This window comes from Pseudochrobactrum lubricantis, assembly GCF_041929865.1.
In the GTDB taxonomy this organism is placed as follows: Bacteria; Pseudomonadota; Alphaproteobacteria; order Rhizobiales; family Rhizobiaceae; genus Pseudochrobactrum; species Pseudochrobactrum saccharolyticum.
This window is the reverse complement of sequence record NZ_JBHEEE010000001.1, coordinates 901573-920882: the sequence shown is the minus strand read 5'-3', so window position 1 is coordinate 920882 and position 19310 is coordinate 901573. Positions and strand designations below refer to the sequence as shown.

Annotated in this window: 15 protein-coding genes and 1 pseudogene; 8 read left to right on the top strand and 8 right to left on the bottom strand. The window is 52.3% G+C overall.

Translation table 11 applies throughout. From position 1 onward, the window contains the following. The first annotated feature begins 86 nt into the window (after positions 1–86). Positions 87–1973, top strand: a complete 1887-nt coding sequence (gene cobT, locus JNC80_RS03995) for a cobaltochelatase subunit CobT (protein WP_376709561.1) — start codon at positions 87–89, stop codon at positions 1971–1973. 78 nt (positions 1974–2051) lie between these two features. Here cobT and JNC80_RS03990 read toward each other — a convergent pair whose 3' ends face one another. Both JNC80_RS03990 and rpmB read right to left on the bottom strand, forming a co-directional pair. Beyond that, positions 2052–2720: a VUT family protein gene (locus JNC80_RS03990; protein ID WP_075654701.1), complete on the bottom strand. Its 669-nt coding sequence runs from the start codon at positions 2718–2720 to the stop codon at positions 2052–2054. 81 nt (positions 2721–2801) lie between these two features. Further along, a complete protein-coding gene (gene rpmB, locus JNC80_RS03985; protein WP_022712289.1) occupies positions 2802–3095 on the bottom strand; it encodes a 50S ribosomal protein L28 in 294 nt (97 codons plus the stop codon). Between the two features lie 337 nt (positions 3096–3432). Here rpmB and JNC80_RS03980 point away from each other — a divergent pair, with 337 nt between their 5' ends. Continuing rightward, positions 3433–4281: a DUF3108 domain-containing protein gene (locus JNC80_RS03980; protein WP_376709560.1), complete on the top strand. Its 849-nt coding sequence runs from the start codon at positions 3433–3435 to the stop codon at positions 4279–4281. Between the two features lie 24 nt (positions 4282–4305). Here the strand turns inward: JNC80_RS03980 and JNC80_RS03975 are convergent, their stop codons facing one another. The 6 genes and pseudogenes from JNC80_RS03975 to dapF form a co-directional block, all read right to left on the bottom strand. After that, the gene (locus tag JNC80_RS03975) at positions 4306–4809 is read right to left on the bottom strand and encodes a hypothetical protein (protein WP_022712287.1); all 504 of its coding nucleotides are present in this window, start codon (positions 4807–4809) and stop codon (positions 4306–4308) included. 28 nt (positions 4810–4837) lie between these two features. Then, complete coding sequence (gene gloB, locus JNC80_RS03970; RefSeq protein WP_376709559.1) at positions 4838–5602, bottom strand: hydroxyacylglutathione hydrolase; 765 nt, start codon at positions 5600–5602, stop codon at positions 4838–4840. A 15-nt stretch (positions 5603–5617) separates the two neighbouring features. Further along, the gene (locus tag JNC80_RS03965) at positions 5618–6292 is read right to left on the bottom strand and encodes a septation protein A (RefSeq protein ID WP_022712285.1); all 675 of its coding nucleotides are present in this window, start codon (positions 6290–6292) and stop codon (positions 5618–5620) included. Beyond that, a pseudogene (gene ftsY, locus JNC80_RS03960) lies at positions 6289–7296 on the bottom strand (signal recognition particle-docking protein FtsY); the annotation flags it as partial. The gene JNC80_RS03965 and the pseudogene ftsY, both read right to left, overlap by 4 nt. 451 nt (positions 7297–7747) lie before the next feature. Beyond that, on the bottom strand, positions 7748–9028 hold the full coding sequence (gene mtaB, locus JNC80_RS03955; RefSeq protein ID WP_376709558.1) for a tRNA (N(6)-L-threonylcarbamoyladenosine(37)-C(2))-methylthiotransferase MtaB: 1281 nt from the start codon (positions 9026–9028) through the stop codon (positions 7748–7750). Positions 9029–9030: 2 nt separating this feature from the next. Then, positions 9031–9915: a diaminopimelate epimerase gene (dapF, locus tag JNC80_RS03950; RefSeq protein WP_376709644.1), complete on the bottom strand. Its 885-nt coding sequence runs from the start codon at positions 9913–9915 to the stop codon at positions 9031–9033. A 568-nt stretch (positions 9916–10483) separates the two neighbouring features. Between dapF and JNC80_RS03945 the strand changes: the two genes are divergently transcribed. The 6 genes from JNC80_RS03945 (at position 10484) to JNC80_RS03920 (ending at position 19275) form a co-directional block, all read left to right on the top strand. Next, positions 10484–11026, top strand: a complete 543-nt coding sequence (locus tag JNC80_RS03945; protein WP_028233952.1) for a protease inhibitor Inh/omp19 family protein — start codon at positions 10484–10486, stop codon at positions 11024–11026. 96 nt (positions 11027–11122) lie between these two features. Next, positions 11123–12307, top strand: coding sequence for a cell division protein ZapE (zapE, locus tag JNC80_RS03940; protein ID WP_376709556.1), 1185 nt, complete (start codon positions 11123–11125; stop codon positions 12305–12307). Positions 12308–12746: 439 nt separating this feature from the next. Continuing rightward, positions 12747–13709 (top strand): malate dehydrogenase, encoded by a 963-nt coding sequence (gene mdh / locus JNC80_RS03935; protein ID WP_022712278.1) that lies wholly within the window; start codon positions 12747–12749, stop codon positions 13707–13709. Between the two features lie 152 nt (positions 13710–13861). Beyond that, positions 13862–15058, top strand: coding sequence for an ADP-forming succinate--CoA ligase subunit beta (sucC, locus tag JNC80_RS03930; protein WP_376709555.1), 1197 nt, complete (start codon positions 13862–13864; stop codon positions 15056–15058). A 3-nt stretch (positions 15059–15061) separates the two neighbouring features. Beyond that, positions 15062–15964: a succinate--CoA ligase subunit alpha gene (gene sucD / locus JNC80_RS03925; protein ID WP_022712276.1), complete on the top strand. Its 903-nt coding sequence runs from the start codon at positions 15062–15064 to the stop codon at positions 15962–15964. Positions 15965–16278: 314 nt separating this feature from the next. Then, entirely contained in the window at positions 16279–19275 is a 2997-nt protein-coding gene (locus JNC80_RS03920) for a 2-oxoglutarate dehydrogenase E1 component (RefSeq protein WP_116088615.1), read from the top strand. Positions 19276–19310 lie beyond the last annotated feature (35 nt).

The window sequence follows — 19310 nt, the reverse complement described above, 5'->3', positions numbered from 1 at the left end:
AAGCGTCCCTGTCATCACAGGGGCGCTCTCGCTTCACTAAGACAGCGAAACAAGGTTAAGTTCTTCTGATATAAGGCAGTTTCATCATGGCAGGCCCCGGCGATAACACACGCGAACGTCCTAAAGGTCCGGTCGATTCCGAACCTTTCAAACGCGCGGTCACAGCCTGTGTGCGTGCAATCGCCGGCAGCAATGAATTTGAGGTCGGCTTCAGCCATGACCGTCCGGCACTGACCGGCAATCATGCCCGCCTGCCGGATCTGCCAAAGCGCCCGACTGCAGAAGATATTTCCATCATCCGTGGTCTTGGTGACTCTATGGCGCTGCGTCATGCACGTCATGATCCGCGCATTCATGCGCAGCTTGCACCGCAGGGGAGCCAAGCCCGCGCTATTTACGACGCGGTTGAACAGGCCCGCGTTGAAGCCATCGGCGCTCTGGCTATGGAAGGCGTGGCAAGCAATCTGTCGGCCATGCTGGCTGACAAATACAGCCGCGCCAATTATTCCGCGATTACCTCGCGTGATGATGCGCCGATTGAAGAAGCCATCTCCCTTCTGGTTCGTGAAAAACTCACCGGCTACCGCCCGCCAGTACAGGCAGGCAATGTTGTTGAGCTGTGGCGCGACTGGATTGAAGACAAAACCGGCGACCGCCTCGAAACACTCAGCGACCGTCTGAACAGCCAGCAGGATTATGCCCGTCTGGTGCGTGAAATGCTGGTTGCACTGGATATGGCTGAAGAGCTGGCCGAACCATCCGAGAGCGATGACGAGGAAAGCCAGCAGGAAGAACAGGCTGATCCGGAAGAATCGCAGGAAGGTGCATCAGAAGAAGATGCAGAAAACCAGTCCGGCGACGGCGACAGTTCTGAAGACACCAATGATGACCGTGAGCGCGGTGATCTTGAAGCTGAAGATGCCGCCTATGAAGATGCTGATGACGGTGAAGAGGAAGATGCGGAAACACCGGGCGAAGCGCGCCGGTCTAACCAGCCGTTTTCCGATTTCGACAAGCATCATGACTATAAAGTTTTCACCCGTGAATTTGACGAGATCGTAGAAGCAACCGATCTCTGCGATGATGCGGAACTGGATCGTCTGCGTGGTTTCCTCGACAAGCAGCTGGCGAATTTGCAAGGCGTGGTCGGACGTCTCGCCAACCGACTGCAGCGCCGTCTGATGGCGCAGCAAAACCGCTCATGGCTGTTTGATCTGGAAGAAGGTCATCTCGACAGCGCCAAGCTGGTGCGTGTGGTGATTGACCCGACTCAGCCGCTGTCTTTCAAAACCGAACGCGATACCAATTTTCGCGATACGGTTGTGAGCCTGATTATCGACAATTCCGGCTCGATGCGCGGACGCCCGATTACTGTGGCTGCCACCTGCGCCGATATTCTGGCACGCACGCTGGAACGCTGCGGCGTGAAGGTTGAGATTCTCGGCTTTACCACCAAAGCGTGGAAAGGCGGCCAGTCCCGTGAGGCATGGCTCGATCGCGGCAAACCTGCCCAGCCGGGTCGCCTCAATGATCTGCGCCACATTGTTTATAAAGGCGCTGATGCCCCTTGGCGTCGCGCACGACGCAATCTCGGCCTGATGATGCGTGAAGGCCTGCTGAAAGAGAATATCGACGGTGAAGCGCTGATGTGGGCGCATAACCGTCTGCTCGGCCGTCCTGAACAGCGCAAAATCCTGATGGTGATTTCTGATGGTGCGCCGGTTGATGATTCGACCCTGTCGGTTAATCCGGGCAATTATCTGGAACGTCATTTGCGTGCAGTGATTGATGAAATCGAAAACCGCTCACCGATTGAGCTGATTGCGATTGGTATCGGCCACGATGTGACCCGCTACTATCAGCGCGCGGTGACCATTGTTGACGCGGAAGAACTGGCCGGTGCGATGACTGAGCAGCTCGCCTCGCTGTTTGATGATCAGGATCAGCCGAAAGGCCGGACAGCACGGCGCTGATTTGCAAAGCTGAATAAAAAAGCCTCCCGAGGATGATCTCTTCGGGAGGCTTTTTTGATATGCTTGTTCTGCAGGCGCTTACCGGATAGCCGGTTTTGCAGTGTCGGATTTACCTGCACCATAAATAGACGGGGCAAACAGTGCCAGAATCGCTCCGTAAGGCACCAGCATCACCACACTCATCAGAACCTTGATACCAAAGTCACCAAGCGCCAGAGACAGCCACAGCGGCATTGCAAGGCCAAACCACTGCACCTGATCGGTCATAGAGCTGTCAGCCAGTCCGAAAGCCGTATCAAGCATGCTGAACGGTGCCGCAAAAGCCAGCGAGAAGAACAGGATCGTATCCAGCACAGAACCGCAAAGTGCTGCCGCCAGCGGTGCTTTCCACCAGCGCAGACGACGCAAACGGCTGAACACACTGATATCCAGCAATTGTGCGAACAGGAACGCACTTCCTGAGGCCACAGCAAGGCGCGGGCTTGCAAGCCAGATCGACATGATAACACCCAGCGCAAAACCGGCATAAACGACCTGACGTGCGCGCTGCGGGCCAAAGCGGCGGTTGGTCAGATCATTGACCAGAAATGCAAACGGATAAGTGAATGCGCCATAGGTAAGAATATCCTGCAAGCCGAAATAATGAACCGGATATTGCACAAGGATATTGGAGGCGGCGACGGCCGCACACATGGCCAGAACGGGAAAAATCAACGCTTTAATAGCGGAATTATGCTGTAGAGGCATTTTTTTATCCTGGGTAATGGAACCAGCAAAAAGGCCGGACGAACCGGCCTTTAGCAAAACTAAATTCAGCCGTAAAAGCTATTAAGCAGCAGCTTCGGCCAGTTTCTTGGCAACCTGACGCTTCAGCAGACGTGCGCGCTGTGACAGTTCATTGTCAGAAGCTTTCGCAAGGAATGCATCCAGACCACCGCGATGCTCAACAGTACGCAGCGCATGCGCAGTAACGCGCAGACGGTAGCTCTGGCCCATTGCATCGGACATCAGGGTTACATTGCAAAGATTTGGCAAATAACGGCGACGCGACTTGTTGTTCGCATGGCTTACATTGTTGCCGTAGAGGACCGCTTTACCGGTCAGTTCACAAGCGCGGGACATTGGTCTCACCTTCAAAATTCTGTTTCAGGCCCCGGCACAAATATCCGATACCGTCTTCGCTACTATCATAATCAATCCGTGATTGATATGTCGCGGCGCGCAATATCGGACAGCGGCCCATTGGGAAAGTCGGGTTTCTATAGTGAAAGCAGCCCTTCCCGTCAAGCCGTTTCAAGCTGATTACGGGTTCAATTGCAGGAATGACAAGGAATTGACTGTCATTGACTGCATTTTGCCGCTTTTATCATACAAATAGCGGGCACAAAAGTCACCAGTTCTGCATTTTCAGACTGAGTGCTGCACATTATCCGCTCAGGTGAGTCTCAGGGAGATCTGAATGATGTTTACGGACAAGGCTGCAAGAATCCATACCGCAACCGGTCAGAACCGGATATTTGCAGCAGCAATTCTCTCTGCCCTCTCCGTGATGCCCGCTACTGCTTTTGCCGCTGATTCCGGCTACCGTACGGAATATGGTATTTCCGTTTTCGGCATAACAATCGCGCGTTCCGAACTGAACACCAGAATCACGAATAATGCTTACGCACTCGACGGAAGTTTTCGCAGCTCCGGTGTTGCCCGTATTTTTGACAGTACCAAAGGCTCCATCACTATTAATGGCAATATGCGCAAGCAAGGCGCTGCTGCCGCTGTTCAGCCCGTTTCTTATCTCACCACGTATCGCAGCGGTAAAAAACACAAGCGCACAGCCATCAGCTTCAAAAACGGTTCTGTCAGTGCGTTCGACAATCAGCCGCCGATCCGGAAAAACGATCCGTGGGTAGAAACCCGCCCCGATGATCTGAAAGCAGTCTTTGATCCGATCAGCGCGATGATGATTACCAGCCCCACTTCCGCAGCAGTCTGTAACCGGACATTACAGATTTTTGACGGGCAGACACGCGCGCAGATCCGATTAAGTCCGGCAGGAACTGAGGCCTTTTCGATCAAAGGTTTCGACGGCACTGCAATCACCTGCAATGCTAAATTTGTCCCTGTCTCCGGCTATGAAAAAGACAAGAAATCCGTGCGCTATCTGGCGGACAAAAGCAAAATCACTATCAGCTTTGCCTCGCTGAATACGGATAAACAGGGTGCGGGAATTTACGCCCCTGTGGCCGCCAGTGTCGGCACACAGATCGGCACGGTTAAAGTCCGCGCAACACGTTTCGAGCAGACGAAATGATCAGCAATATGCCCAGAGGGTCAATTATTCGCCCAACAGCTTATGGATACGATCAATATATTGTTTGCCGAAAGTGATATGCGCCGGATTGATGCCTTTTAATTCATCAACAAGCTGTTCTTCATTTTCAGATTCCACAGCGCTCACACTGCTGACCAGCGCGAAATAACCGTAAATATAATCCTGTGCGGTCAGTCCGTGTTTTTCGAGCACAGCCATCACTTTCGGCTGCTTTTCAATACGGGCAGCCAGCGCCTTTGGTGAATGATCGCCGGTTCCGGCCTCATCATCACCGCTGCCGGACATATCCATCGTGTTGAGCTCGGCCTGTGCGGCTTCCATCTTGGTCAGAAACTTCTCATCAAGCGGATAATTATTCACTTCCGCCGGCACTTCCGGTTTGGCCACTTCCGAAAAGCTCTGCGCAAATGCCGCATGACCGGTCAAAGGCATAACAGCGAAAAAACCCGCTGCGAGAAAAGAACCGGCAATAATTGTAACAGCCGGACGGCGGAACAGACAAACCATACTATACCTTTGCCTCAAACGGCTTTTGTCAAAAATGATCTTTGCGTTTACGCAGTTCCGCAAAAACCTGCAACTCGCTGGCATCTTCCATCCCAAGCTGTTTGCGCACTGCACTGTCATGCACGCGCAAGAACGGATTGGTGGCCATTTCCAGCCCGATACTGGTTGGCAGGGTCGGCAGACCTTCCGCCCGCAGCCGCTCAATCTCACGACCGCGCTCTTTCAATGCCGGATTGGTACCGTCAACATCCAGCGCAAAACGCAGATTATTCAGCGTATATTCGTGCCCGCAATAGACTTTTGTATCAACCGGCAGCAAAGCCAGCTTTTGCAGCGATGCATACATATCTGCCGGTGTGCCTTCAAAAAGGCGGCCGCAACCCAGCGCGAATAATGTATCGCCCGTAAAAGCAACTTTTGCCTGCGGCAGATAATAGCTCACCTCTCCGGCCGTATGACCGGGTGTAGAAATCACCTGCACTTCAAACGAGCCGAATTGAAACCTGTCACCGTCTTTCACGCCACGATCCGCACCCGGAATCTTTTCCGCTACGGGTCCTGTGATCTGCGCACCATAGATGCGTTTCAATGCTTCATTCGCATCGACATGATCGAGATGATGATGGGTCGTAAAAATATAATCGAGCTTCCAGCCGCGACGCGCCAAAGCCGAACGGATTGCCAGTTCTTCCGGCGCATCAATTGATGCTGTCAGCCCCGTTTCCGGGTCATGAATCAGAACGCCGAAATTATCTTCGCGACAATAGAACTGTTCAATTTCAAGACGAGCCATCCGTTTCGCTCCCGATTATTTTTTATCCGCCGATGCTGCGTCATCTTCTGTGCCCCACGGCACCAGAGAATGTTTTTTAATCAGTGGCAGCTGGAACATTGTAAAAGCAATGGTCAGCGGCATGACGCCCCACACTTTGAATGTGACCCATGTATCGGTCGGGAAATTCCGCCATACAACTTCATTAATCACAGCCAGCACGAAGAAAAACAAACCCCAGCGCAATGTCAGCTTGCGCCAGCCTTCCGCATCCAGCTTGAAAGCCTGATCGAAGACATAGCCGAGCAAAGCTTTGCCAAACAGCAGACCGCCCAGCAGAATCGCACCGAACAGGCTGTTAACAATGGTTGGTTTCATTTTTATGAAAGTATCATTGTGCAGCCACAGGGTCAGCGCGCCGAAAACCAGCACCACAATACCCGAAACCAGCGGCATAATCGGCAGGCTGCGTGTCATGATCCATGATACAACCAGCGCAATCACAGTAGCGGCCATAAACAAGGCCGTTGCAATGAAAATCGGCTGACCGATCTGTGCCAGAACCGGAAAACGCTCAACCAGCCATTCACCGCGCGAATTGGCAAAAAAGAACACCAGCAAAGGCCCGAGTTCCAGTGCCAGTTTTAACAGCGGCGGCACTTCCTTGCGCTGCGGGTCAGACGGATCGCGTTCAAAAATATGATCGTTCATCGTGCTTCTCCTGCAATCGCTCCGGCAAAATCCTGCGCCGTAAACGGTTCAAGATCATCAATCTGCTCACCGACACCAACAAAATAGACCGGCAATTTATGTTTGGCGGCAATCGACACCAGAATACCGCCGCGTGCGGAACCGTCGAGCTTGGTCATGACCAAGCCGTTCACACCGGCAATATTCTTGAAAATCTCAACCTGATTAAGCGCATTCTGACCGGTGGTAGCATCCAGCGTCTGCAACACTGTATGCGGCGCTTCCGGATCATGTTTACCAAGCACGCGCACAATTTTAGCAAGCTCATCCATCAGCTCGGCTTTGTTCTGCAAGCGCCCTGCCGTATCAATAATCAGAACATCACTGCCTGCGTCTTTGGCCTGCTGCCATGCGTCATATGCCAGACCCGCCGCATCAGCACCAAGCTTGGAGGATACGACCGGAGAACCGGTGCGCTCGCCCCAGATATGCAATTGCTCAATCGCTGCGGCGCGGAATGTATCGCCCGCGGCCAGCATCACTTTCAATCCGCCTGCGGTCAGTTTTGCCGCCAGCTTGCCGATTGTTGTGGTTTTACCGGTACCATTCACACCAACCACAAGAATGACATGCGGTTTATGCGACAGGTCAAGTTCCAGAGGCTTTGCCACCGGCACCAGAACTTTTTCGATCTCGGAGCGCATAATGCGGCGCACTTCATCGGTCGAAATATCTTTGCCGTAACGGCCGGAAGACAGGCTGTCTGTGATGCGCATTGCGGTTTCCAGACCAAGATCAGCCTGAATCAGCACATCTTCCAGTTCCTGAAGTGTGTCTTCATCCAGTTTACGCTTGGTGAAAATACCGCCGATGGAGTCGCCCAACTGCTGTGAAGAGCGCGACAAACCGCTGCGCAGCCGCTCAAACCATGACAGTTTCTTTTCCGGTTCGGCTTCAACAACAACCGGTTCCTGTTTTGCCTCAACCGACTTGCTGACTGTCACCTTTACCGGTTTTGGTACAGGAACCACTTCCGCATCAGCATCGGTAATTTCAGGCTCGGCTTCAGGATAGACCGGTGTCAGCTCAATGGTTGCCGGATCGGCAATCACCGGTTGGGAAAGCAGGTCCTCAACCTTTTCCAGAAAAGTCTCGTGAGGCGGCTCTTCCGTCTGCAGCTTCTCTTCAAGGTCGGTCTCATCCGGCTCCGGCGTGTCATAAACCGGCGTCAGTTCAATCGTCGCCGGATCAGCGATGACCGGCTGGGAAAGCAGGTCTTCGATCTTTTCCAGCACAGTCTCATGATGCGGTTCAACAGGCGTGTGCTTTGCTGCAACCGGTGCGCCCTCTTCCGCTAAAGGCGACAGGACTTCCTCTGACGGAGCGGAAGAAGCCTCTTCCTTTTTGCCGAAAGAAAAAATCTTTTTTATAAAACCCATAGCCATGAATACAGCGCTTCTTATTTTCGAATGATAATCAGATATTTTGCGGAACAGCCAGCAGCTTGTCCCCATCATGACCGGAGATCACGCGGCTGACAATCTGTCCTGCTGTCAGATCCTGTGTATCCAGCCCAGTCAGTGTAAAGCCTTCAGTCCGGCCTAAGCCATCACGTTCTACCAGAATATTCTGCACGGTGCCTTTGAGACTTTCCAGATGCAGGCGATAAGCCGCATCACCGGCAACACGCAGACGGGCAGCGCGTTCCTTAATCACCTCACGACGCAATTGCGGCATGCGTGCTGCAGGTGTGCCTTCACGCGGGCTGTAAGGGAAAACATGCAAATGGCTGAGACCGCATTCTTCGACAATACGGATAGAATTCTGGAACATCTCTTCCGTCTCGGTCGGGAAACCGGCGATAATATCCGCACCAAACACTGCATCCGGTCGCAATTTGCGCACATCCTCGCAGAAGCGGATGGAGTCATCACGCAAATGACGGCGCTTCATCCGCTTGAGGATCATATTATCCCCTGACTGCAATGAGAGATGCAGATGCGGCATCAGGCGTTTTTCATTAGCCAGCACTTCCATCAGGTCTTCATCCGCCTCTATCGAATCGATAGAAGATAAACGCAGACGCTGCAAATCCGGTACCTGCGCCAAGACGGTTTTCACCAGCTTACCAAGGCGCAAATTCCCCGGCAGATCAGGCCCATAGGAGGTCATGTCCACGCCAGTCAGCACCACTTCCGCATAGCCGTTTCCAACCAGTCTCTTGACCTGTTCAACCACACCGCCCATCGGGACAGAACGGGAATTACCGCGGCCATAGGGAATAATGCAGAAAGTACAGCGATGATCACAGCCATTCTGCACCTGTACAAAAGCACGGGCACGGCCTTCAATCGCGTCCACCATATGGCTGGCGGTTTCACGCACTTCCATAATATCGTTGACGCGCACCTTCTCGAACTGGTTCACACCAAAATCCGGCAACATGCGATAGGAATTGGATTTCAGTTTTTCTTCATTGCCGAGAACCAGATCAACCTCATCCATCGCCGCAAAATCATCGGCACCGGTCTGCGCTGCACAACCGGTCACGATAATACGGGCTTCCGGATTATCGCGTCGTGCTTTACGAATGGCTTGGCGTGCCTGACGCACCGCTTCCGCCGTTACCGCACAGGTGTTGAAAATAATCGCGCCGTTTTCCAATGTACCGAGACCGGCCTCATCAGCTTCGCGTTTCATCACTTCGGATTCATAAGTATTCAGCCGGCAGCCGAATGTTACAACCTCAACCGCCATAATCAGGCACCTTCCGCTGTTGTGTCTTTTGCCCAAAGACCTGTTGCCGGATCAAACTGCCCCGAAAACTCCCATTCAGCCGGTCCTGTCATTAAAACATGATCATCATCGCGCCAGTCGATCTGCAATGGCCCGCCCGGCACAATGACTTTTACATTGCGCCCCGTACGGCGTGTGCGTGCCGCCGACACACCAGCGGCACAGGCAGCAGAACCACAAGCCCGTGTCAGACCAACACCACGCTCCCAGGTGCGGATGGTCAGCTCGTCTTTGCCTGTAACCTGCGCGATAGAAATATTGGCTTTTTCCGGAAAGATCGGATGATTTTCCAGCAATGGCCCGAACTTATCCAGCTCATAGGACCAAACATCCTGATCCACCCAGAAAATCGCATGAGGATTGCCCATCGAAGCCACAGACGGCGAATGCAGCACCGGTGCATCAATCGGCCCGATCTGCAATTCGATCATGCGGGTATCGCGAAATTCTTCTGCAAGCGGAATAGCCTGCCAATCGAAACGCGGCTTGCCCATATCGACACGGATCTGGCCATCCGGCAATTCTTCTGCCAGCAACAGTCCCGCCAGTGTCTCAAAGGTAAATTGCGATTTGCCGGTTTCCGCAGCAAGTGCCTGCACCACACAGCGTGTGCCATTGCCGCAAGCCTGCGCTTCACTGCCATCGCAATTAATAATGCGGATATAATAATCCGTACCCGCCGTTTTCGGATCATGGATCGCCATGATCTGGTCAAAACCGGTCGCAGCATCAGCATTCAGTGCGCGTGCGGCATCAGGCGTGATCCGGTCACTCCGGCCGCGCATATCCGCCACAATAATTTTATTGCCAAGACCATTCATTTTGGCAAAAGCAGCATCAACTGACATAGCTACAGACATAGTTTCACAATTATAAGATATATTCCGGTTATGGCATATCAGCAGCCTTAATGCGGAACATCGACAAAATTCGGTTCGCAGAGATACGAAAAACAGGCAGCATCCGGAGATTTTGCCTGAAAGCACATCCTGAAAGCGCTTCACACTTTGCGCAAGGCACTCCGGATATACATTTACAGGCCTATATGGCGGAACTTCTCTCAAATTGCCAGTATATGTGCCAATGATTCGAAAAGCAGTGATGCGTTTTTGCCTGAAATCTGCCTTGGAGGCAGATCGTGCCTTGGCCTGCCGGTAAAATATGTTTATCTTTAAAACATAATCTGCTCAAATTTTGCTGCCAGACAGGCTTTCACATTGTCAGGCCATAACCTGTCAGATTAAAACAAGGCTGAAGCCGTAAAATCGTGCAATCCTACTTATTTCCCTTTTGTTCAATGATTCCTTTTGATTACAAAATGGTCTAAAGTGCAGCGGATTTTGCCTCAATATTGACCTGAGGACGGAACTGTTTCAAAGATTCCGCTTCGGAAACCACACTATCAAGGAGATGGGTATGGGAGTTTCTAAGATTGGCCTGCTCGGACTTGCAGCTGCCACCATTCTCGCCGGTTGCCAGAGTTCGCGTTTTGACAATATGGCCAGCAACACTCCCCCGCAGGCACAGCCTGCTCCTTTGCGCCCTGCTCCGACGACATCGGTTCAGTCCGGCTCGCTGAATGATGTCAACGCATCGCAGTTTCCGGCCAATCCGAATGATATGAATTCACAGCCGCAGGGCAATACACAGGTTGCCAGCCTGCCGCCTGCATCGTCCGTAGACCTGACACCGGGCAAAGTTGCCGGTGTGTGGAATGCATCGCTTGCCGGTCAGAGCTGTAAAGTTGCCACCCCGCAGACCAAATTCGGTCAGGGTTACCGCGCGGGTCCGCTGCGTTGCCCGGGTGAACTCGCCAATCTGTCCTCATGGTCGGTCAACGGTAAGCAGCTGGTTCTCTATGATGCAAATGGCGGCACTGTAGCTTCGCTCTATTCGTCTGCTGACGGCCGCTTTGACGGTCAGACTTCCGGCGGCCAGCCTATCAGCCTGTCCCGCTAAAAACTTGCTGACATTATAGAATTATAAAAGCTGCAGACACAATCTGCGGCTTTTCATTTATAGAACAGCGCCTGAATGAGCCCGAATGAGGTTGTCATGTCTTTCAATGAAACGCTGAAAGCCTATCCGTCCGTATTAGAACGCTACGACTCTCTGGCCATGGCCGGAGATATTGAAGCAGACCCGCAGCAGCAAATTCTGGCAAAGCGCTTTGATGCTCTGATTGATGCAATTTGCAGCAAGCGCCTTTCGCGCAAATCCAGCGCACTGGGCTGGCTGTTCGGCAAATCCAAAAAAGTGGCTGAGCCGATCAAGGGCTTATATATTCATGGTGAAGTCGGCCGCGGTAAAACCATGCTGATGGATATGTTCTTTGAATTGCTGCCGGTTGAACGCAAACGCCGTGCGCATTTCAATGATTTCATGGCCGATGTGCATGAGCGTATTCATGCTCACCGTCAGGCTTTCAAAAAAGGTGAAACCAAACAGGAAGACCCGATCCCACCGGTTGCTGAAGCACTGGAAAAACAGGCATGGATTCTGTGCTTTGATGAATTTACCGTCACAGATATTGCCGATGCGATGATCCTGTCGCGTTTGTTCTCAGCGCTGTTCGAGCGTGGCGTGGTGCTGGTTGCCACATCCAATGTGGCACCGGATAATCTCTATCCGAATGGTCTCAACCGTCAGCTGTTCCTGCCTTTTGTCAGCATTCTCAAAACCCGTGTTGATGTGATCAATCTGGATTCGCGCACGGATTACCGGCTTGAAAAGCTCGACCGCCAGCCGGTCTATCTCACACCGCTCGGGCTCAAAACAGATGCCAGAATGGACGAGGCATGGCATATTCTGACGGAAGGCGGGCTTGAGACGGCAGAGATTATCAAGGTCAAAGGCCGCAGCATTCATCTGAACCGCACTGTCGGCAAAGCCGTGCGTGTGACTTTTGATGAACTCTGCACCAAACCGCTGGCTGCTGCTGATTATCTGGCGATCATGGCGCGTTTCCGCACTATGTTTATCGATCATGTACCGGTGCTGGATCTTGCCAAGAGAAATGAAGCCAAACGTTTCATTCTGCTGGTGGATACACTTTACGACCAGCGCGCCCGTGTTATCATCTCTGCCGCAGCTACACCCGACAAACTCTATAGTGCCTCCAGCGGCACAGAAGCTTTTGAATTTGACCGTACCGCATCGCGTCTTTTTGAGATGCAGAGTGCGGAATATCTAGAAGCATTTGAGACAAATGAATCAGCTGCAATACGGGCAACAGCCTGAGTAACATGTGAAACACAGGCCAATTCTCTGATCGTCACTATTTTGTGACGATCATGGCCTAATTTATGCCAATCAGGGGAATCATAAGCGCACTTATGATTCATCAAATAAGCATTCCGCAATCGGGCTGACTGTAAGCCATTCTGAACAAACAAAAATCAGCTGTAAGCGGACAAAAATTCCGGTAAAATTCCTTTCCCTGATTTCATGATATGAAACAGGAAAAACTTCGGCTTTTGTCAAAAATGATTTACGTTTACGTAAGAACATATTTAGCTAAACGATTGAAATCTTTAAATACAAAATTATTAGTTGAGTTATTTTGAAAACGGGCATATCGACCATACAGCGTAATGGCCTCTGCGGGCGTAACCGATCGGAAAGCTCAAGCAGAGGTAAAGCTGTTTTAGTTAGATTTTAGATCAGGGAAGTAACCAGCATGGCTCGCAATAAGATTGCTCTCATCGGTTCAGGCATGATCGGCGGAACGCTCGCCCATATGGCCGGTCTCAAAGAGCTCGGTGACATTGTGTTGTTCGATATCGCCGAAGGTATCCCGCAGGGCAAAGGCCTCGATATCGCGGAATCCTCACCGGTTGACGGTTTCGATGCCAAGTTCACCGGTGCCAATGACTATGCCGCCATCGAAGGCGCAGATGTTGTTATCGTTACCGCCGGTGTACCGCGCAAGCCGGGCATGAGCCGCGATGACCTGCTGGGCATCAATCTGAAAGTCATGGAACAGGTCGGCGCCGGTATTGCCAAATACGCCCCTGATGCTTTCGTGATCTGCATCACCAACCCGCTTGATGCGATGGTTTGGGCTCTCCAGAAATTCTCCGGTCTGCCGGCAAACAAAGTTGTCGGTATGGCTGGCGTGCTTGATAGCGCCCGTTTCCGCTACTTCCTCGCTGAAGAATTCAACGTTTCCGTTGAAGACGTCACCGCATTCGTTCTCGGCGGTCACGGCGATACTATGGTTCCTTCCAGCCGCTATTCGACCGTTGCCGGTATTCCTCTGCCGGATCTGGTCAAAATGGGCTGGACCACACAGGACAAGCTCGACAAGATCATTCAGCGCACCCGTGACGGCGGTGCTGAAATCGTCGGCCTGCTGAAAACCGGTTCTGCTTATTATGCACCGGCTTCTTCCGCTATCCAGATGGCTGAATCCTACCTCAAGGATAAGCGCCGCGTTCTGCCTGTTGCAGCTCAGCTGACCGGCCAGTACGGCGTGAAAGACATGTATGTCGGCGTACCGACCATTATCGGTGCGAACGGCGTTGAACAGGTTATCGAAATCCAGCTCGACAAAGAAGAACAGGCCGCATTTGAGAAATCAGTTGCTGCAGTTCAGGGTCTTTGCGACGCCTGCATCGCGATTGCACCAAATCTGAAATAAGCTCCCTTATTCAAGTTCTGGGATGTTTCGGGGCGCTTTTCCCAAAGTGGCCCCGAACTGGTCTCTGGAACTTCATATAAAAATCACGAAGCCTGTCTATCAACACAAGTTGAAACCACAGGTTTCAGGAGCGCCCTTAAAAGGACAACCAGATGAATATTCACGAATATCAGGCTAAGCGCCTGCTCCACTCCTACGGCGCACCGATTGCCAACGGCGTGGCTGTTTACTCCGCTGAACAGGCTGAAGAATGGGCAAAGACCCTTCCTGGCCCGCTTTATGTGGTCAAGAGCCAGATCCATGCCGGTGGCCGCGGTAAAGGTAAGTTCAAAGAACTGCCAGCCGATGCTAAAGGCGGCGTGCGTCTTGCCAAATCCAACGAAGAAGTTGTTGCCAATGTTAAAGAAATGCTCGGCAATACTCTGGTGACCAAGCAGACCGGTCCTGCCGGTAAGCAGGTTAACCGTCTTTACATCGAAGATGGTGCGGACATCGACCGCGAACTGTATCTCTCCCTGCTGATCGACCGCTCCGTCGGCCGTCCGGCTTTCGTTGTTTCCACCGAAGGCGGTATGGACATCGAAGCTGTTGCAGAAGAAACACCGGAAAAGATCATCAATGTTGCAATCGATCCTGCCAAAGGCGTGACCGATGAAGACAATGCCAAGCTTGCCGATGCTCTGAAGCTCGAAGGCGAAGCCCGTGAAGACGCTCTGAAGCTGTTCCCGATCCTCTACAAAGCTTTTGTTGAAAAAGACATGAGCCTTCTGGAGATCAACCCGCTGATCGTCATGACCAATGGTCGTGTACGCGTGCTGGATGCCAAAGTATCCTTCGACGGCAATGCTCTGTTCCGTCATCCTGACATTCAGGAACTGCGCGATCTGTCGGAAGAAGACGAAAAAGAAATCGAAGCTTCCAAGCATGATCTGGCCTATGTTGCCCTCGACGGTAATATCGGCTGCATGGTCAATGGTGCCGGTCTTGCTATGGCAACCATGGACATCATCAAGCTTTACGGCGCAGAACCGGCAAACTTCCTCGATGTTGGCGGCGGCGCTACCAAAGAAAAAGTAACAGCTGCATTCAAGATCATCACTGCTGATCCGGCTGTTGAAGGTATTCTCGTGAACATCTTCGGCGGCATCATGAAATGCGACGTTATCGCTGAAGGCGTGATCGCTGCTGTTAAAGAAGTTGGCCTTAAAGTTCCTCTGGTCGTTCGTCTCGAAGGCACCAATGTTGAGCTCGGCAAGAAAATCATCAACGAGAGCGGCCTGAATGTTATTTCAGCTGACGATCTCGACGATGCAGCGCAAAAAATCGTTGCTGCAGTGAAGGGAAATTGATCCATGTCTATTCTTGTAAACAAGGACACCAAGATTCTCGTTCAGGGTCTGACCGGGAAGACAGGTACTTTCCACACTGAACAGGCTCTTGCCTATTACGGCACCCAGATGGTCGGCGGTATCCACCCTAAAAAGGGCGGCGAAACCTGGACAGGTTCCAAGGGCGAAAACCTGCCGATTTTTGCAACTGTTGCTGAAGCAAAAGAACGTACCGGTGCAGATGCATCCGTAATCTACGTTCCGCCTGCAGGTGCAGCTGATGCCATCATCGAAGCAATCGAAGCTGAAGTCGGCTTCATCGTCTGCATCACCGAAGGTATTCCGGTTATGGACATGGTACGCGTGAAAGAACGTCTGGAACGTTCAAAATCACGCCTGCTCGGCCCTAACTGCCCGGGCATCCTGACCCCTGAAGAATGCAAAATCGGCATTATGCCGGGCAATATCTTCAAAAAAGGTTCGGTCGGCGTTGTTTCCCGTTCCGGTACACTGACTTACGAAGCTGTGTTCCAGACCTCCAATGAAGGTCTCGGCCAGACAACCGCTGTTGGTATCGGCGGCGATCCGGTTAAAGGCACAGAATTCATCGACGTGCTGGAAATGTTCCTCGCAGACGACAACACCAAATCGATCGTTATGATCGGTGAAATCGGTGGTTCGGCTGAAGAAGAAGCAGCTCAGTTCCTCAAAGACGAAGCCAAGCGCGGCCGTAAGAAGCCAATGGTTGGCTTTATCGCCGGTCGTACTGCTCCGGAAGGCCGCACCATGGGTCATGCCGGTGCTGTTATCTCCGGCGGCAAGGGCGGCGCTGAAGACAAGATTGCAGCTATGGAAGAAGCCGGTATCCGCGTTTCCCCATCGCCTGCACAGCTCGGCAAGACTCTTGTTGAAGTTCTCAAAGGCTAATTGCCTTTGGGTTGAAGTTCTCAAGGGCTAAGACCTTTGGGTTGAAGCTCTCAGGGCTAATCCCTTGGAACTCTGACAATATTGGCAGTCGCGCAACGTGACTGCCTCTAAAAAGCCCGGTTCGTGGCCCATGGCACGCCTCAAGCCCCGAACCGGGTTCACTAGACTAAAACTTATGCCCGTTTCTGTTGGAAATCAGTACAAACGCACTATTTCTCAGAACAGAGACAACAGACCAGCAACTTAAAACGGGACCGGAAGATTTTCCGGTATGGCCGGTATAAGGAGACGGAGTGGATACTCCGGCAAGGACAATGGCACGGCAAGAAGAAGCCAATGACGTTTTCGCCCTGACCTCGTTTCTCTATGGCGGCAATGCCGACTATATTGAGGAGCTCTATGCTGCATATGAAACCGATCCGAATTCGGTCAATGCAGAATGGCGCGATTTTTTCGCAAATCTCGGTGACAATCCGAAAGATGTGATTGAAAATGCCCGCGGTGCATCCTGGGAAAAAAGCAGCTGGCCTGTGACGCCGAAAGATGAGCTGACCAATGCTCTCGACGGCAACTGGGCAGATGTTGAAAAACATATGACAGACAAGCTGAAAGGCAAAGGCGGCAAAGCTGTTGCTGCTGCACCGGCTCTGTCTGAAGCAGAAATTACACAGGCAGCACGTGACAGTGTTCGCGCGATCATGATGATCCGCGCTTACCGTATGCGCGGCCACCTGCATGCCAATCTCGATCCGCTCGGTCTTTCCGAAAAGCCGAATGATCACAATGAACTGGCTCCGGAAAATTACGGTTTCACACCGGCTGATTTTGACCGCAAAATCTTCATCGACAACGTGCTCGGCCTCGAATATGCGACCGTTCGCGAAATGCTCGATATTCTGAAGCGCACTTATTGCTCGACAATCGGCTTTGAATTCATGCACATTTCTGATCCGGCTGAAAAAGCCTGGCTTCAGGAGCGCATCGAAGGCGCCAATAAGAGCATTGCTTTCACACCGGAAGGTAAGAAAGCCATCATGTCCAAACTGATCGAAGCTGAAGGCTTTGAGCAGTTTATCGACGTGAAATACAAAGGCACCAAGCGCTTTGGTCTCGATGGCGGTGAATCCCTGATCCCTGCCCTTGAACAGATCGTCAAACGCGGCGGTTCCATGGGCGTAAAGGAAATCATTTTCGGTATGGCTCACCGTGGCCGTCTGAACGTGCTTTCTCAGGTTATGGGCAAACCGCACCGCGCTATTTTCCACGAATTCAAAGGCGGCTCCTATGCGCCGGATGATGTGGAAGGTTCAGGCGACGTTAAATACCATCTGGGTGCGTCTTCGGATCGCGAATTTGACGGTAACTCCGTTCACCTGTCGCTGACAGCCAACCCTTCGCATCTGGAAATCGTCAATCCGGTTGTTATGGGTAAAGCCCGCGCCAAGCAGGATCTGCTGGCTGGTCGTACCCGTGATGAAATCGTACCTTTGGCAGAACGCGCCAAAGTCATGCCGCTGCTGCTGCATGGTGATGCGGCATTTGCCGGTCAGGGCGTTGTTGCTGAGTGCCTCGGCCTGTCGGGTCTGCGCGGTCACCGCGTTGCCGGTACAGTTCACTTCATCATCAATAACCAGATCGGTTTCACCACCAATCCGGCCTTCTCCCGTTCTTCGCCATATCCTTCCGATGTAGCGAAAATGATTGAAGCACCGATTTTCCACGTCAATGGTGATGATCCGGAAGCTGTTGTCTTCGCTGCAAAAGTTGCAACCGAATTCCGCCAGACCTTCCATAAGCCGGTTGTTGTGGACATGTTCTGCTACCGCCGCTTCGGTCACAACGAAGGCGACGAGCCTGCGTTCACACAGCCTTTGATGTACAAAGAAATTCGCAAGCACAAAACCACTGTACAGCTCTACAGTGAAAAGCTGATTGGCGAAGGTCTTCTGACACAGGCTGACATCGACCAGATGAAAGCTGACTGGCGCGACAAGCTGGAAACAGAATTCGAAGCCGGCCAGAACTACAAGCCGAATAAAGCCGACTGGCTCGACGGTGCATGGGCAGGTCTGCGCACAGCTGACAATGCTGATGAACAGCGTCGCGGTAAAACCGGCGTACCGGCGAAAACCCTCAAGGAAATCGGTAAGAAACTTTCCGAAACCCCTGAAGGCTTCAACGTACACCGCACCATTCAGCGCTTCCTCGACAATCGCTCAAAGATGATCGACAGCGGTGAAGGCATTGACTGGGCAACAGCTGAATCGCTGGCATTCGGTTCGCTGTCTCTCGAAGGCCACCCGATCCGTTTCTCCGGTCAGGACGTGGAACGCGGTACATTCTCACAGCGTCACACTGTTCTTTACGATCAGGAAAATCAGAGCCGCTATATTCCTCTGAATAATCTTCAGAAGGGTCAGGCGATCTACGAAGCCATCAACTCGATGCTTTCGGAAGAAGCCGTGCTCGGTTACGAATATGGTTACTCGCTGACAGATCCGCGCGCACTCGTGCTGTGGGAAGCCCAGTTCGGTGACTTCGCCAACGGTGCTCAGGTTGTTTTCGACCAGTTCATCTCTTCGGGTGAGCGCAAATGGCTGCGTATGTCCGGTCTCGTCTGCCTTCTGCCGCACGGCTATGAAGGTCAGGGGCCTGAACATTCGTCCGCACGTCTGGAACGTTATCTGCAGCTTTGCGCTGAAGATAATATGCAGGTTGCCAATGTTACGACACCGGCAAACTACTTCCACATTCTGCGTCGTCAGATGAAACGCGACTTCCGCAAGCCGCTGATCATGATGACACCGAAGTCCCTGCTGCGTCACAAGCGTGCGATTTCTTCCTTGAGCGAACTGTCCGGAGACAGCACATTCCACCGCCTGCTGTGGGATGATGCGCAATATCTCAAGGATCAGCCGATCAAGCTGCAGAAAGATGCCAAGATCCGTCGCGTGGTTCTCTGCTCCGGTAAAGTCTATTACGATCTTTACGAAGAGCGTGAAAAACGCGGTATCGACGATATCTACCTGCTGCGCGTTGAACAGCTTTATCCGTTCCCGGCAAAAGCCCTCATCAACGAACTGTCCCGTTTCCGCGGTGCAGAAATCGTCTGGTGTCAGGAAGAGCCGAAGAATATGGGCGCATGGTCGTTCATTGAACCTTATCTGGAATGGGTTCTGGCGCATATTGATGCGAAATATCCGCGTGCCCGCTATGCAGGCCGTCCGGCTGCCGCATCGCCTGCAACAGGTCTGATGTCCAAGCATCTTGAACAGCTCGCAGCCTTCCTTGAAGATGCGCTCGGTTCTTAAAGTTTAAATTTCTGACCCGCTGATTTATCCTCAGC

Bases quoted from the DNA above. Each gene is read 5' to 3' on its own strand.
- rpmB (WP_022712289.1), bottom strand. From the start codon at position 3,095: ATGTCCCGCGCTTGTGAACTGACCGGTAAAGCGGTCCTCTACGGCAAC.
- JNC80_RS03965 (WP_022712285.1), bottom strand. From the start codon at position 6,292: ATGAACGATCATATTTTTGAACGCGATCCGTCTGACCCGCAGCGCAAG.
- JNC80_RS03920 (WP_116088615.1), top strand. From the start codon at position 16,279: ATGGCACGGCAAGAAGAAGCCAATGACGTTTTCGCCCTGACCTCGTTT.
- gloB (WP_376709559.1), bottom strand. From the start codon at position 5,602: ATGGCTCGTCTTGAAATTGAACAGTTCTATTGTCGCGAAGATAATTTC.
- cobT (WP_376709561.1), top strand. From the start codon at position 87: ATGGCAGGCCCCGGCGATAACACACGCGAACGTCCTAAAGGTCCGGTC.
- JNC80_RS03945 (WP_028233952.1), top strand. From the start codon at position 10,484: ATGGGAGTTTCTAAGATTGGCCTGCTCGGACTTGCAGCTGCCACCATT.
- mdh (WP_022712278.1), top strand. From the start codon at position 12,747: ATGGCTCGCAATAAGATTGCTCTCATCGGTTCAGGCATGATCGGCGGA.
- JNC80_RS03980 (WP_376709560.1), top strand. From the start codon at position 3,433: ATGATGTTTACGGACAAGGCTGCAAGAATCCATACCGCAACCGGTCAG.
- JNC80_RS03975 (WP_022712287.1), bottom strand. From the start codon at position 4,809: ATGGTTTGTCTGTTCCGCCGTCCGGCTGTTACAATTATTGCCGGTTCT.
- JNC80_RS03990 (WP_075654701.1), bottom strand. From the start codon at position 2,720: ATGCCTCTACAGCATAATTCCGCTATTAAAGCGTTGATTTTTCCCGTT.
- zapE (WP_376709556.1), top strand. From the start codon at position 11,123: ATGTCTTTCAATGAAACGCTGAAAGCCTATCCGTCCGTATTAGAACGC.
- dapF (WP_376709644.1), bottom strand. From the start codon at position 9,915: ATGTCAGTTGATGCTGCTTTTGCCAAAATGAATGGTCTTGGCAATAAA.
- sucD (WP_022712276.1), top strand. From the start codon at position 15,062: ATGTCTATTCTTGTAAACAAGGACACCAAGATTCTCGTTCAGGGTCTG.
- mtaB (WP_376709558.1), bottom strand. From the start codon at position 9,028: ATGGCGGTTGAGGTTGTAACATTCGGCTGCCGGCTGAATACTTATGAA.
- sucC (WP_376709555.1), top strand. From the start codon at position 13,862: ATGAATATTCACGAATATCAGGCTAAGCGCCTGCTCCACTCCTACGGC.